At 71.8% G+C, this 14,186-nt stretch carries 11 protein-coding genes; 1 reads left to right on the top strand and 10 read right to left on the bottom strand.

Translation table 11 applies throughout. From position 1 onward, the window contains the following. Positions 1 to 81 precede the first annotated feature (81 nt). The 9 genes from J4557_RS20770 to J4557_RS20810 all read right to left on the bottom strand — a co-directional run bounded on the left by J4557_RS20770 (position 82) and on the right by J4557_RS20810 (position 11,194). Positions 82 to 648 carry a hypothetical protein gene (locus J4557_RS20770; protein ID WP_208268394.1) on the bottom strand — a complete coding sequence of 189 codons (567 nt, stop codon included), beginning with the start codon at positions 646 to 648 and terminating at the stop codon, positions 82 to 84. A 5-nt stretch (positions 649 to 653) separates the two neighbouring features. Next, positions 654 to 1,928, bottom strand: coding sequence for a thymidine phosphorylase (locus J4557_RS20775; protein ID WP_208268395.1), 1,275 nt, complete (start codon positions 1,926 to 1,928; stop codon positions 654 to 656). A gap of 74 nt (positions 1,929 to 2,002) precedes the next feature. Continuing rightward, positions 2,003 to 2,410: a cytidine deaminase gene (locus J4557_RS20780; protein ID WP_208268396.1), complete on the bottom strand. Its 408-nt coding sequence runs from the start codon at positions 2,408 to 2,410 to the stop codon at positions 2,003 to 2,005. A gap of 30 nt (positions 2,411 to 2,440) precedes the next feature. Further along, the gene (locus J4557_RS20785) at positions 2,441 to 3,793 is read right to left on the bottom strand and encodes an ABC transporter permease (RefSeq protein ID WP_208268397.1); all 1,353 of its coding nucleotides are present in this window, start codon (positions 3,791 to 3,793) and stop codon (positions 2,441 to 2,443) included. Then, positions 3,790 to 5,349, bottom strand: coding sequence for an ABC transporter permease subunit (locus J4557_RS20790; protein ID WP_243776124.1), 1,560 nt, complete (start codon positions 5,347 to 5,349; stop codon positions 3,790 to 3,792). The genes J4557_RS20785 and J4557_RS20790 overlap by 4 nt, the downstream gene beginning before the upstream one ends. Next, complete coding sequence (locus J4557_RS20795) at positions 5,346 to 6,884, bottom strand: ABC transporter ATP-binding protein (protein WP_372442507.1); 1,539 nt, start codon at positions 6,882 to 6,884, stop codon at positions 5,346 to 5,348. Before J4557_RS20795 ends, J4557_RS20790 begins: the two co-directional genes overlap by 4 nt. Before the next feature lie 153 nt (positions 6,885 to 7,037). Further along, on the bottom strand, positions 7,038 to 8,099 hold the full coding sequence (locus tag J4557_RS20800; protein WP_243776125.1) for a BMP family lipoprotein: 1,062 nt from the start codon (positions 8,097 to 8,099) through the stop codon (positions 7,038 to 7,040). A gap of 382 nt (positions 8,100 to 8,481) precedes the next feature. Beyond that, positions 8,482 to 9,801: an amidohydrolase gene (locus J4557_RS20805; RefSeq protein WP_208268398.1), complete on the bottom strand. Its 1,320-nt coding sequence runs from the start codon at positions 9,799 to 9,801 to the stop codon at positions 8,482 to 8,484. Between the two features lie 226 nt (positions 9,802 to 10,027). Then, the gene (locus J4557_RS20810) at positions 10,028 to 11,194 is read right to left on the bottom strand and encodes a glutamate--cysteine ligase (protein ID WP_208268399.1); all 1,167 of its coding nucleotides are present in this window, start codon (positions 11,192 to 11,194) and stop codon (positions 10,028 to 10,030) included. A 552-nt stretch (positions 11,195 to 11,746) separates the two neighbouring features. Between J4557_RS20810 and J4557_RS20815 the strand changes: the two genes are divergently transcribed. Continuing rightward, positions 11,747 to 13,105 carry a D-alanyl-D-alanine carboxypeptidase family protein gene (locus J4557_RS20815; RefSeq protein WP_243776127.1) on the top strand — a complete coding sequence of 453 codons (1,359 nt, stop codon included), beginning with the start codon at positions 11,747 to 11,749 and terminating at the stop codon, positions 13,103 to 13,105. 6 nt (positions 13,106 to 13,111) lie between these two features. On the opposite strand, the gene J4557_RS20820 is transcribed toward J4557_RS20815, so the two are convergent. After that, positions 13,112 to 14,140, bottom strand: coding sequence for a YihY/virulence factor BrkB family protein (locus J4557_RS20820; RefSeq protein WP_208268401.1), 1,029 nt, complete (start codon positions 14,138 to 14,140; stop codon positions 13,112 to 13,114). Between the last annotated feature and the right edge of the window lie 46 nt (positions 14,141 to 14,186).

The raw sequence follows: 14,186 nt of genomic DNA on the forward strand, positions 1-14,186 counted from the left end.
AACTTGTCACTGTCTAGATTCGGGTACAGCTTCACCTCCGAGCACGAACTTGTCAATGCCTAGTTCCGGGTAGGCGGCCGCTCAGCCCTCCGAGGCGCGGCGAAGAAGAGCCCGGACGTCGTCGACGTACACCAGCCGCCGGAACGGAAACCGGCGGTACCTGATCGGGAAGCGGAAAGAGGCCCGCTCACCCGTCCGGTGCTCCACAAGCACGCGGACCTCCCGGTCCAGGCGCGGCAGTTCACGGTAGAAGAGCCCTACGAGGACGCCGAGTCCACCCCAGGTCCGGGACGGCAGCGCATCCCCGTAGACCAGGGCGGCGCAACGACACGCCCGAGCCTTCGCGCGAACGGCAGGCCAGAACGAGTCCTCGCCCCTGAGGCGGTCCCAGTCCACGGCAAGGTCCTCATGCGTGGGCTTCTGCACTCGCACCTGGCCCTGGCCATTGGCCTGGTCGTGGAGGCTCCGTCCCGACCCCGACCTACGCCCCCCGGACTGCACGCTCGTCGTCGAGCCGTCCAGGACGACCCACCGGAGCGGCACACCACCGAAGCGGCTCCGCTTCCCCTGGGCCGTCCTCAGAGCAGCGTGCAGGACCTGGACGACCTCAGTCCTGGCCTCGGCAGAGAAGCCGTCCAGCTCCCGCACAGCGCTCAGGAGACGCGGTCGAGGATGAGGGGGTGAAGGTCCGGCGTACCGTTCTCCTCGATCGAGAACGCGCCGTCGAGCGATTCCAGAGCGCGCGCGAACCGGGACTCGTCGTCGGCGTGCAGGGTCAGCAGCGGCTGCCCGGCCGTGACGCGGTCGCCCGGCTTGGCGTGGCACGTGACCCCGGCCGCGAACGACACCGGGTCCTCCTTGCGCGCGCGCCCTGCGCCGAGACGCCACGCGGCGACGCCGACGCCGTAGGCGTCCAGACGAGTCAGCACGCCGGACGACGGCGCCGCGACGACGTGGTTCTCCCGCGCGGACGGCAGCGCCGCGTCCGGATCGCCACCCTGAGCACTGATCATCCGGCGCCAGACGTCCATGGCGGACCCGTCCTTCAGCGCGTCCGCCGGGTCCTTCCCGGAGACGCCGGCGGCGGCCAGCATCTCCCGCGCCAGCGTGAGCGTCAGCTCCACCACGTCGGACGGCCCGCCCCCGGCCAGCACCTCGACCGACTCCGCCACCTCGACGGCATTGCCGACCGCGTTGCCGAGCGGACGGTCCATGGCGGTGAGCAGGGCGACCGTCCGCAGCCCGTGATCGGTGCCGATCGCGACCATCGTCTCGGCGAGCTCGCGGGCCGTCTCCGGCGTCTTCATGAACGCGCCGGAACCGACCTTGACGTCCAGGACCAGCGCGCCCGTCCCCTCGGCGATCTTCTTGGACATGATCGAGGACGCGATCAGCGGGATCGACTCGACGGTCCCGGTGACGTCCCGCAGCGCGTACAGCTTGCGGTCCGCGGGGGCGAGCCCGCTGCCGGCGGCGCAGATCACCGCGCCGGTGGAGCGCAGCACGTCCAGCATCTCGGCGTTCGAGAGCGAAGCGCGCCAGCCGGGGATCGACTCCAGCTTGTCCAGCGTGCCGCCGGTGTGGCCGAGGCCCCGCCCGGACAGCTGCGGGACGGCCGCGCCGCACGCCGCGACCACCGGCGCCAGCGGCAGCGTGATCTTGTCTCCGACGCCGCCGGTGGAGTGCTTGTCGGTGGTCGGGCGGTCCAGGGCGGACCAGTCCATCCGCTCGCCGGACCTGATCATCGCCTCGGTCCAGCGGGCGACCTCGGCCCGCGTCATGCCGTTGAGCAGGATCGCCATCGCCAGCGACGCCATCTGCTCCTCGGCGATCTCGCCGCGCGTGTAGGCGTCCACCGCCCAGTCGATCTGGTCGGCGGTGAGCGTCCCGCCGTCGCGCTTGCTGCGGATGACGTCGATGGCGTCCACGGTGTCCTCTCGGTTCGGAACGGAGACCCTGGGGTCGGACCTGGGTCCGACCCCACGGGTGAGGGGGCGGGGCGTCAGGCCCGGGAGATCAGGTCGTCGGGCCCGAAGGCGTCCGGCAGGACCTCCGACATGGGCAGGATGCCGCGGACGGTCTCCAGCAGCATCGGGGCGCCGCCGTGCTCCCACAGGAGCTGGCGGCAGCGCCCGCAGGGCATCAGCGGGTCGCCGTGCCGGTCGACGACCGCCACCGCGACGAGCCGCGGCGACCCCGTCTCGCCGGGCCCGAACAGCGCCGAGACCAGGGAGCATTCGGCGCACAGGCCCACCCCGTACGAGGCGTTCTCGACGTTGCAGCCGGAGATGACGCGCCCGTCGTCCACCAGCGCCGCCGCCCCCACCGGGAAACCGGAGTAGGGCGCGTACGCGCGCTCCATCGCCTCCCGCGCTGCGGTGCGCAGGGCAGGCCAGTCGATATCGGTCATGCACCCATGATCTCTCAGGACGGTGCCGGGTCAGCGGGCCTCGCCGCGCCGGTACCGCAGGCCGTCGGCGGCGGGCATCCGCAGCCGCTGGCTGGCGAGCGCGAGGACGAGCAGCGTCGTCAGGTGCGGGCTGAACGACACGAGCTCACCGGGGACGGCGTCGCTCAGCAGGAACCAGACGAGCAGCGCCGCCGCCGCGACCAGCGACAGCACCGCGCCGACGTAGGCGCCGCGGACCTCGCGCCGCCCGAGGTCCGTCACCACCTGCGAGCGCAGCCGGTTGGCGCGCACGCCCTGCCACACGGCGACCCCGACGAGCAGGATCGTGACGAACAGCAGCAGCGCGTGCACGGACTGGCCGCCGCCCCGCACGTTCATCGCGTCGGTGTAGCCGAACAGCAGCGACCCGGCGGCGAGCCCGCCCGGACGCCAGTTCCCGAAGATCATCGAGGCGAGGCCGATGTAGCCGCGCCCGCCGGTCTGCCCGTCCTGGTAGAGGGTCGCGGCGACGGTGACGAGGAACGCGCCGGCGAGGCCGGAGAACCCGCCCGAGATGATGACGGCCGCGTACTTCATCCGGTACACGTGCACGCCGAGGGACTCGGCCGCGTACGGGTCCTCGCCGCAGGACCGGATCCGCAGCCCGAACGGAGTTTTCCACAGGACCAGGAAAGTGAGCGGGATCAGCAGCAGGCAGACGACGGTGAGCAGTGACAGCCCGTTCGTCACCCCGCGAAGGATGCCCGCGATGTCCGACACCAGGAACCAGTGGTGGCTCTCCAGCGAGCCGAGCCAGTCGGGGCTCTCCCAGCCGCCGATCTTGCCGCCGGACAGCACCGGCAGCGTCAGCGTCTTGATCGGGTCGATCGGCGGCGACTGCCGGGGCCCGCCGCCGAGGTCCTTCGCGTGCCCGACGTTGAAGATCAGCCCGGCCAGGAACTGGGTGAGGCCGAGCCCGAGGATGTTGATCGCGACACCGGACACGATGTGGTCGACGCCGAACGTGACGGTAGCGACGGCGTGCAGCAGCCCGCCGAGGGCGCCGCCGAGGATGCCGAACAGCACCCCGATCCAGGGACCCCACTGGTAGCCCGCCCACGCGCCGGTCCAGGTCCCGAGGATCATCATGCCCTCGAGCCCGATGTTGATCACGCCGGAGCGTTCCGCCCACAGCCCGCCGAGCCCGGCGAGGAAGATCGGCACGGCCAGCCGCAGCGCGGCGCTGACGGTGCCGCTGGAGGTGACGTCGTCGGCTCCGTCGATCACCCGGACGAGCGACAGCAGCACCAGCATCCCCGCCGCGATCAGCAGGTAGTGCGGCCAGCGCAGCCGGAACTTGCCGGTCCCGGCCTTCGCCGGCGCGACGGTCTCGGTCGCGGTCATGAGGTGCTCCCAGCGGCCTCGCGGGCCAGGTCACGGCCGGTGGCGAGCTCCGCGGCGACGGACCGCTGCTGCAACCGGATCTCCCAGCGCCGGACGAGCTCGTAGACGATGACGACGGTCAGCACGACCACGCCCTGCATCACCCCGACGATCTCCTTCGGGACCTCGACCTCCTGGAGGATGTCGGAGGTCTGGTCGAGGAAGGCGAACAGCAGTGCCGCGAGCGCGATCCCCGCCGGATGGTTGCGGCCGAGCAGCGCGACGGTGATGCCGGTGAAGCCGAGGCCCGCCGGGAAGTTCAGCGAGTAGTCGTAGGACTCGCCGAGCAGCCCCGGGATGCCGATCAGCCCGGCCACCGCACCGGACGCCACCATCGTGATCACGATCATCCGCCTGGCGCTGACACCGCTGGCCTGCGCGGCGGACGGGGACAGCCCGGAGATCTTCAGGTCGAACCCGAACCGGGTGTAGTTGATGACCACCCAGAACACGACGCCGACCACGATCGCCAGCGGCAGCAGCCCGTACACCGCGCCGGGCAGGTCGATGCCGATCGCCGACAGGAAGCCGTTCAGCGGCCCGACCCGTCCCGAGTGCGGGATGGTCGCGGTCGCGACGTCGTTGCTGTTCGGCCGGGGCTCGGCGAGCCGCTTGTCGTTCAGCAGGTAGGCGATGACGCCGGTGGCGATCGCGTTCAGCATGATCGTGGACAGCACCTCGCTGACCCCGCGGGTCACCTTCAGCACGCCCGCGATCGCCGCCCACAGCCCTCCGACCAGCACCGCCGCGACGATCACCAGGAGCTGCCCGAACGGCGCGGGCAGCGAGACCGCGCCGCCCAGCGCGGCGGCGAGGAACGCCGCCAGCCGGTACTGGCCGTCCACGCCGATGTTCAGCAGCGCCATCCGGAAGCCGATCGCGACCGCGACCGCCGACAGGTAGTACCGGGTGGCGCGGTTGATGATGTCGACGATGGAGTGCTGCTGCGTGCCGTAGTCGACCATGCTCTGCACGGCGCTGACGGGGTCGGCGCCGGTCAGCCGCAGCAGGATCATCGTGATGCCGAGCGAGATCAGCAGCGCGAGGATCGGCGCGCCGATCTTCAGGCCGAGCCCGGTCGGGCCGAGCCCGCGCAGGATCGCCTTCCACGCCGGCACCGGCTCCGGCCCCGCCTTCGCAGGACGTCCGCCCTCCGAAGGATCGGGCTCGGCCGGCCGGGGAACCTCCACCCGCCCGGCCACCGCACCGGCCTCGGAAGCCGCATCGGCCCCGGAAGCGGCATCGCGCTGGGACTCCGCGTCCTGCTCGGCCGCCGCGCCGGACTCGGCCGCAGGGCCGGACGCGGGCGCCGCGTCCGACTCGGAGGCCGCGTCGGACTCGGATTCTGCGTCGGATCCGGACGCAGCATCACGCTTGGGCGCTGCAGCCGACTTGGAGGCCTCGGCGGGCTTGGATCCTGCGCCGGATTCGGACGCGGCGTCAGGCTTGGGCGCCGCGGCGGGGTCGGGCGGGGTGGGGGTGCCGTCCGGGTCCGGGGTGTCGTTCGGGCCGGTCATGACGGGTCCCCGGCGCCGGTCATGGCGGAGCCGAGCTCCTCCGGGGTGACCGTCCGCGGATCGACCTCCGCGACCAGCCGGCCCCGCAGGATCACGTGCAGGGTGTCGGACATTCCGATGAGTTCCTCAAGATCGGCGCTGATCAGCAGCACGGCGAGCCCGTCGGCGCGGGCCTGGCGCAGGTAGTCCCAGATGGCGGCCTGGGCGCCGACGTCGATGCCGCGGGTCGGATGCGCGGCGATCAGCAGCCGCGGCTCGCCGGACATCTCCCGCCCGACGATCAGCTTCTGCTGGTTGCCGCCCGACAGGGCGGCGGCGGGCACGTCGATCCCGGGCGTCCGGACGTCGTACTCGCGGACGATCCGGGTCGTGTCGCGGCGGGCGCCGCGCCGGTCCACCCAGGGGCCGCGGACGTTGGGGCGCTGCGTCTGGTGCCCGAGCACCCGGTTCTCCCACAGGGTGGCCTCCAGCACGAGCCCGTGCCGGTGCCGGTCCTCGGGGATGTAGGCGATGCCGGCCTCGCGGCGCCGCCGCGTCGACCAGTGCTCGATCTCCTCGCCGCCGTAGACGATCGTCCCGGCGTCCGCGGACCGCAGGCCCATGATCGCTTCGATCAGCTCGCTCTGCCCGTTGCCCTCGACGCCGGCCAGCCCGACGATCTCGCCGCGCCGGATGCGCAGCGAGACGTCGTCGACGACGGGACGGCCCTCGGGGGTGAGGACCGTGAGCCCGCCGACCTCCAGCTGGACGTCCTCGGTGACGGTCGAGTCGCGCAGCTCCGGGGTGGGAAGCTGCGAGCCGACCATCAGCTCGGCCAGCCGCCGCGAGGTGACCCCGGACGGGTCGAGCCGCGTCGCGACCGTGGTGCCGCGCCGGATCACCGAGATGGTGTCGGCGACCGACAGCACCTCGTCCAGCTTGTGGGAGATGAACAGGACGGTGAGGCCCTCTGCGCGCAGCCCGCGCAGGTTGCCGAACAGCTCCTCGACCTCCTGCGGGACGAGCACGGCGGTGGGCTCGTCGAGGATCAGCACGCGGGCGCCCCGGTACAGCACCTTGAGGATCTCGACGCGCTGCCGCTCGCCGACGCCGAGCGTCTCGACGAGGACGTCGGGGTCGACGCGCAGCCCGTACGCCTTCGACATCTCGCGGATGCGGGCGCGGGCGGCGTCGAAGTCGATGCGGCCGCGCAGCAGGCCCTTGGCGCGCGGCTCGGCGCCGAGGATGACGTTCTCCAGCACGGTCAGGTTGTCGGCCAGCTTGAAGTGCTGGTGGACCATGCCGATGCCGCGGGCGATCGCGTCGGCGGGGGTGCGGAACGACACCGCCTCCCCGTCGATCTCGATGGTGCCCTCGTCCGGCCGCTGCATCCCGTACAGGATCTTCATCAGCGTGGACTTGCCCGCGCCGTTCTCGCCGCAGAGCGCGTGCACCTCGCCGGGCTCGATGCTCAGGTTGATGTCGCGGTTGGCGACGACGCCGGGGAACCGCTTGGTGATCGATGTCAGCCGCACGGCCGGCACCTGGTCAGGCACGAGTGCCCCTCCTCCTGCCTCGGGATACGCGGCCAGGGCGCGCGTGCCGGGCGGCGTCGCGTCGGCGACGCACGGCCCGGGCACGCGCGCCCGGCCGGGAGACGGCCGGGCGGGCCGGCCCGGCGGATGCCGCGGCGGCCCGCCCTGTGCCCACTACGGCTTCGTCGGGACGGTGATCTTGCCGGCGACGATCTGCGACTTCAGGTCCTCCAGCTGGGCCTTGATGTCGTCGACGTTGCCGCCGGAGGCGGCGTAGCCGACCCCGTCGTTCTGCAGGTTGTACTGCACCGTGCCGGCCTTGAACTGGTTGTTCGCGACCGACTCGACGAAGTTGAACACCGACAGGTCGACGTGCTTGACCATCGAGGTGAGGATGTGCGTCTTCACGTCGGCGACGGCGGGCTGGTTGTACTGGTCGGAGTCGACGCCGATGGCCCACTTGCCGGCCGCGCCGACGGTCTTGATGACGCCGATGCCGGCGCCGCCCGCGGCGTGGTAGATGACGTCCGCGCCCTTGTCGAGCTGGCCCTTGGCGGCCTCGTTGCCGAGCCCGGTGTCCTTGAAGCCGTTGAAGTTCGGCGGCTCGGTCAGGTACTTGGGCGGCAGCACCGTGATGCCGGGCTTGGCCTTCTTCGCGCCCGCCTGGTAGCCGGCGAAGAACTTCTGGATCAGCGGGACGTCGACGCCGCCGATGAAGCCGATCTTCCCGGTCTTGGACTTCAGCGCCGCGGCGGCGCCGACCAGGAACGAGCCCTGCTCCTCGGAGAAGCAGGAGCCGGCGACGTTGGCGCCCTCGACCTTGCAGCCGTCGGCGTCCACGACGAAGAACTTGGTGTTCGGGAAGGCCTTGGCGACCTTCAGCAGCGACGCGGTGTAGGAGAACCCGACGCCGATGACGGGGTTGTAGCCGGTGCTGGCGAGCAGCCGCAGGCGGGACTCCTTGTCGGAGTCGGGCTCGTCCGGCTGCGCGGAGATCTCCTTGGTGGTGACGTGCAGGTCCTTCTCGGCCTTCGTGAGGCCGGCCGCCGCCGAGTCGTTGAACGACTGGTCGCCGCGGCCGCCGATGTCGAACGCCAGGCCGACCTTGAGGGTCTTCTTGCCGTCGCCGCCGTCGCTGTCGCCGCCGGCCTTCTTGCCACCGCATGCGGAAGCGCCGCCCAGCGTCAGCGCCGCACCCGTCACGGTGACGAGAGTGATCTTCAGTCCACGGCGCAAGGTAGCGCTCCTTCCGTTCCCCATACGGGATCGGCGGCCGCTCGGCCACCGAAATCGTTGGGACGCTACCTCGCGTTTGGTGGATAGCTGCCGCCTTGCACCGTTTCGCAACAGGTCCGTTACCAATGCGTACGCATATCGGCACAGGTCAGCGTGTGGATGATCGCTCCCCGTGACGGTCCTGGCGGACGGTCCGGCGGCCGGCGCCCCGCCGCGGACGCGCCGCGGCGGGGCGCCGGAGGCCCGGCGTCAGGCATCGGACGCCGGGCCGGACTCCGGACAACTGGGACATCACCCGCCGGGCGTCAGGCGTCAGGCGTCAGGCGTCAGGCGTCAGGCGTCAGGCGTCAGGCGTCAGGCGTCAGGCGTCAGGCGTCAGGCGTCAGGCGAGGGTGGCGCCCTCGACGGTCTCCGGGTCGGCCGGGCGGGCGCCGTCCCACAGGGCGGTCAGCGCCGTCGCCGCCAGCACCCGCACCCCGACCGGGATGCACCGCTCGTCGACGTCGAAGTCGCCGCGGTGCAGGTCGTACTCGCCGGGCGAGCCGGGGGTGCGGACGCCGAGCCGGGCGAGGGCGCCCGGGATCGACTCCAGGTACCAGCCGAAGTCCTCGCCGCCGAGGCTCTGCGGCGTCGGCACGACGCCCTCCGGCTCGAGGACCTGCGCGGCCGCGTCCCGGAACATCTGCACGCTCGCCGCCTCGTTCACGGTCGGCGGGACGCCCCGGACGTACTCCAGCGACGCCTCCACGTCGTAGGCGGCGGCGACGGACTGCAAAAGCGCCTTCATCATCTCCGGCGCGCGGTGCCACGCCTCGTCGTCCAGGCAGCGGACGGTGCCCTCGGCGATGCCGTCGTCGGGGATCGCGTTGGCGACGGACCCGGCCGACACCCGCCCCCACACCAGCGACAGGCTGGAGCGCGGGTCGACCCGCCGGGACAGCGCCGCCGGCAGCTCGGTGACGATCTTGGCGAGCGCGTACACCAGGTCGGCGGTGAGGTGCGGCCGGGCGGTGTGCCCGCCGGGCCCGGTCACCTTCACGTACACCTTGTCGCAGGCCGCGGTGATGGGCCCGGAGCGCAGGCCCAGCTCACCGACCTCGATGCGCGGGTCGCAGTGCAGCGCGAACGCGCGGTCGACGCCCGTGATGCCGCCGGCGGCCATCACGTCCAGTGCCCCGCCGGGGGTCTCCTCGGCCGGCTGGAACAGCAGCCGGACCCGGCCGGGCAGCAGCCCCGCCTCGGCCTGCTGCGCGAGGAACAGCCCGGCGCCCAGCACCATCGTGGTGTGCACGTCGTGCCCGCAGGCGTGCGCGACGCCCGGCGCCGTCGACCGGTACGGGGCGTCCTCCTTCTCGTCCTGCAGCGGCAGCGCGTCGATGTCGGCGCGCAGCGCGATGGTCGGGCCGTCGCCCGGGCCGATGTCGCAGAACAGCCCGGTGCCCTTCGGCAGGATCAGCGGTTCGAGCCCGGCGAGGCGCAGCCGCTCGGCGATCCGGGCGGTGGTGCGGTGCTCGTTGTAGCCCAGCTCCGGGTGCATGTGCAGGTCGCGCCGGAACGCGACGAGCTCCTCCTCGTGCCGGGCGAGGAACACCTCGAGCTGCGGCCGCAGGGCCGCCGGGCGCTCGCTGCCCGCGGGGCCGTGCGGTCCCGGGGCGGTCGGTGGTTCAAGGCCGGGCATCACCCCGGGTCCCGGTTGTGTCATGTGCGCCCCCTGCGCGAGGGCGGGGCCGGTCGGCCTCCGCCCGGAGTTCTTCTCGGCGCCGCCGCTGCCGGCCGCGCGGGTGTTCTCTCCTGTGCCGCCGGTGCCGCCCGTGGTGCCGGCGTCACCGCTGTCGTCGCGGGCACCGGACGCGCCGGTGCCCCCCGTGTTCTCTCCCGAAGCGCCCGTCGCGGTTCTCTCGGGACCCCCGTCCGGGCGGGCCGGCCGCTCATGCCCCGGCATGGACGACCTCCCCCAGCGCGACGAACCGGTCCTCGGCGAGTTCGGTGACCGCCGCGTCGACGATGTTCTCCAGCGATCCGCCCGCCGCCCGGATCGCGCGCTGCCGCTCGTACGGGGCCCCGTTCTCCAGGACCTCGCCGGCGACCTTGAGCTCCTCCGCGCAGCCGAGCCGGTCGGCGACCGGTTCCAGCTCGCGGATCAGCTCGTACAGGTCGTCGCGGAGCGGCGCGGTGCCGCCGCCGTCGTCGGTGATGACGATGGCGTCGAGCCCGTAGCGGGTCGCCCGCCACTTGTTGTCGCGGACCACCCACGCGGCCGGCCGCGGCAGCGTGTAGCCGCGGTCGAGTTGCTGCTCGAACAGCGTGACCAGGCTCTGGCACAAGGCCGCCGCCATGCCGACCTCGCGCAGGGTGGGGATCCCGTCGAACATCCGGATCTCGACGGTGCCGAAGTCCGGGTGGGGGCGGATGTCCCACCACACCTCCTTGATGCTCCGGATGGTTCCGGCGCGAAGCAGGGTGTCCATGTAATCCTCGAAGGCCGCCCAGTCGTCCAGCAAGTGGGGAGGACCGGCCGTCGGCAGCTGACCGAAGACGACCGCCCGGCAGGACGCCAGCCCGGTGTCCGCGCCGCTCCAGAACGGGCTGGACGCGGTGAGCGCCAGGAAGTGCGGGAGGTAGGACGACAGCGCGTTCACGATCGGGATCGCCTTGGCGCCGTCGGAGACGCCCACATGGACGTGCACGCCGAAGGTCTGGATGCGCCGGGCCAGCCACTGCATCTGCTCGACCAGGTCGGCGTAGCGCTGGGTCGGGGCCATGATCGCGTCGCGCCAGTCGCTGATCGGGTGGGTGCCGGTGCAGGCCAGCGCGATGCCGCGGTCGGCGGCGGCGGCGCGCAGCTCGCCGAGCGTGGCCGCGAGGTCGTTCTTGGCCTCGCCGACGGTGTGCGAGATCCCGGTCACGACCTCGACGGTGGATTCCATGAGCTCGTGCCGGACCTTGGAGATCTCGCCGCCCTCGCTGAGCGACGGCAGCGCGGCGAGCACCTGGCGCGCGTCCTGCCGCAGGTGCCTGGTCTCCGCATCGACGAGCTGGATCTCCCACTCGACGCCGAGCGTCGTGCCCCTCGATGCGTTGAACTCAATGGCCACGGCCAACCTCCGTCCACAATCCTTGCAGGTCGTTGCGTGGCACGTGGCGCAATTCAGCCAGCGGGTCCCTAAGCCTGGACAAACGCCGGGTCCAGGTCACGTGTTCACACCATCATGGCGCCCGCGCCCGCCACCATGCCGGACTCCCTGCCCTTCGCGGGTCAATTGACCCGTACGGGCGGCCTGCGGGCCCGGGCGTCCCCTACTTTTCGGTCATTGATCATCTACCCGACACCACTCGATCGAACTAGTCCGCCCGTCCCAAAATACCTGTGACGACGGACGGTGACCGAGCCTAGCGTCCGCTTACATACCGTGAGTAGTCATAAGCGCCACAAAAATCGTCTAACGCACCATCCGCCTCATCAGTACCTCGCTTGCCGTCTTCACGGTCGGGTACCCCTTCGCCGGATGTGTCGCCTAGTCTTCGGGGGAGCCATGGGCGTGCGGGGCGGAACGGCCGCTGCGGGACTGAGGAGCGTCGGAAGCTTGCGAGCAGGACGACAGGGGCGGACCGGGGTCCGGCGCGCCGTGCCGAGGATGACCGTACCGATGATCGTGCCGCTGAGCGCGGTCTGCCTGCTGGCGGCCCCGGCGGCCGCGAGCCCGGCGGCGGCGCCGCAGCGCGACCCGGTCGGCGGGCCTCAGCTGGCGAGCCGCGGCATCGTGCTGAACAAGGCGCCCGGCGTCCCCGCGCTGCCGAAGCTGCAGTTCTCGTCCTACCTCGTCGCCGACGCCGACACCGGCGAGGTGCTCGCGGGCAAGGACCCGCACGGGCAGTACCTGCCGGCCAGCACGCTGAAGACGCTGACGTCGGCGACCCTCGTCACCAAGCTCGACCCGAACCGGCTCGTCCGCCCCTCGCAGAAGGCGTGCGACGTCGAGGGCACCAAGGTCGGGCTGACGCCGTCGATGCGGTACAAGGTCTCCGACCTGTTCCACGCGCTGATGATGATGTCGGCGAACGACGCGGCGGTCACGCTCGCCGAGGCCAACGGCGGCATGAGGAAGACCATCGCCGACATGAACACCGAGGCGAAGTACCTGCACGCCGACGACACGCTCGCCGCGTCGCCGAACGGCCTCGACGTCGACTACGGCCTCAACCTCCGCACCCAGCACACGTCGGCCTACGACCTGGTGCTGTTCCTGCGGGAGGCGATGAAGAGCCCGCAGTTCCGGACGTACGTGCAGGCCACCCAGTTCCAGTTCCCTGCGCCGCTGACCAAGAAGGAGAAGAAGAAGCACAAGAAGGTCGGCGGCTATCCGATCTACACGCACAACAAGCTGCTGCCGGGCCAGAAGTACGGCTACCGGGGCATGCTCGGCGGCAAGAACGGCTACACCGTGCACGCCCAGCAGACCTATGTCGCCGAGGCGCGCCGCGACGGGCACACGATCATCGTCTCGGTGATGCACGGCGAGAGCTCGCCGTTCCAGGCCGCCGCCAAGCTGCTGGACTGGGGCTTCGCCGCGCGCGGCAAGGTGCAGCCGGTCGGCACGCTGGCGGCGCCGGGCAACGCCCAGGCGAAGAAGCACGCCGACGGCGAGTCGGGCGGCGTGCTCCCCGGCACCTCGCTGGACTCGTCGGGCGGCTCGTCCGCGCTCGTCTACGAGATCGGCGGCGGGACGGTCGGGGCGCTGCTCGCGATCGGCGTGCTGCTCGCGGTGTACCGCCGCCGTCGCCGCCACCCCGTCCCGAGCCCCGCCGGGAACACCGGTCTCGGCGGCAACGTGGGACCGGGCGGGAACGTCCGCCCCGCCAGGGGCAACGGGCCCGCCGGAAACGGCGGTAACGGGGGGAACGGCGGGCACACCGGGGACTACGCGGGGCCCTACAACGACGGCCCCTACGACTCCTACGACGATGGTTCCTACGAGGACGGCTCCTACAGCGACGGGGCCCGTTAGAGCCGTTCAGAACGCCCGGGCGTCCGTGGCGCCGTCCCGTTCCGGCTCCCGGTGCCCGTCCGGTTCGCGGCGCTTCTCCAGTTCGCCGATCTCCTGGTCGGCGAGGTTCTCCGGGTCCTCGGCGTCGGCCCTCAGCACGACGCGGCGGGTCGCGGTCCACGCGGCGACGAACAGCGTGAACCGGGAGACGATGTTGATCCACACCATCAGCCCGACCAGCACGGCGAACGAGGCGTACACGGGGTTCTGCGTCGTCCGGCCGATCAGCAGCGTCGCGACCTGCTTGAGCAGTTCCAGGCCGAGCGCGCCGAACAGCGCGCCGCGGATGATCCGCCGCCACGGCGCGATCGTCCCCGACAGCCGGGTGAACAGCACCAGGAAGATCACCGTGTCGAACGCGACCGCGCAGGCCAGCGACAGCAGCCGCAGCCCGGTGCCGGCGCCCGGAACGTCCTCCAGTGAGAACCAGCCGAGGACGGTGTGGGTCGCCGACGAGGTGACCGTCGACACCGCCATCCCGCAGATGAGGATCACGCCGAGGAACGCGAGCACGGCCAGGTCCCACAGCCGCTTGAGGAAGTAGTTGCCGCCGCCGGTGGGCGGGTTGCCCCAGATGTCGCGCAGCGACTCGCGCAGCACCTGCACCCAGCCGAGCCCGGTGAACAGCAGCGCGACCAGGCCGACGACGCCGACCGCCGTCTTGGACTGGGCGATCTGCTCGACCTGGAGCTGGTTCGAGAGCCCCGGCAGCAGCTCCTGGACGGCCCTGACGAAGTAGTCGCGGGCCTGCGTGCTGATCCCGACCAGGTAGCCGAGCAGCGAGTACGCCAGCGCCAGCAGCGGGAAGAACGACAGGAACCCGTAGCAGGTCAGGGCGGCGGCGAGCCGGTCGCCGCGGCGCTCCTGGTAGCGCTCGAACGCGCGGGCGAGGTGGTCGAACCAGCGCCAGCGGTCGCGGGCGGCGCGCAGCAGGGCCTTCCCGTCCTCCAGCAGAGCCTCGATCCACCGCTGAATCCCGCTGATCACCTGCCGCATGTACGCAACGTACCCAACCCTTCGCCGCCGATGCGGCGGACGGTAA

Source organism: Actinomadura nitritigenes, assembly GCF_017573545.1.
GTDB classification, from domain to species: domain Bacteria; phylum Actinomycetota; class Actinomycetes; order Streptosporangiales; family Streptosporangiaceae; genus Spirillospora; species Spirillospora nitritigenes.

Excerpts from the sequence above, each read along its gene's own strand:
- J4557_RS20815 (WP_243776127.1), top strand. The coding sequence starts at position 11,747 with ATGATCGTGCCGCTGAGCGCGGTCTGCCTGCTGGCGGCCCCGGCGGCC.
- J4557_RS20790 (WP_243776124.1), bottom strand. The coding sequence starts at position 5,349 with ATGACCGGCCCGAACGACACCCCGGACCCGGACGGCACCCCCACCCCG.
- J4557_RS20820 (WP_208268401.1), bottom strand. The coding sequence starts at position 14,140 with ATGCGGCAGGTGATCAGCGGGATTCAGCGGTGGATCGAGGCTCTGCTG.
- J4557_RS20780 (WP_208268396.1), bottom strand. The coding sequence starts at position 2,410 with ATGACCGATATCGACTGGCCTGCCCTGCGCACCGCAGCGCGGGAGGCG.
- J4557_RS20785 (WP_208268397.1), bottom strand. The coding sequence starts at position 3,793 with ATGACCGCGACCGAGACCGTCGCGCCGGCGAAGGCCGGGACCGGCAAG.
- J4557_RS20805 (WP_208268398.1), bottom strand. The coding sequence starts at position 9,801 with ATGACACAACCGGGACCCGGGGTGATGCCCGGCCTTGAACCACCGACC.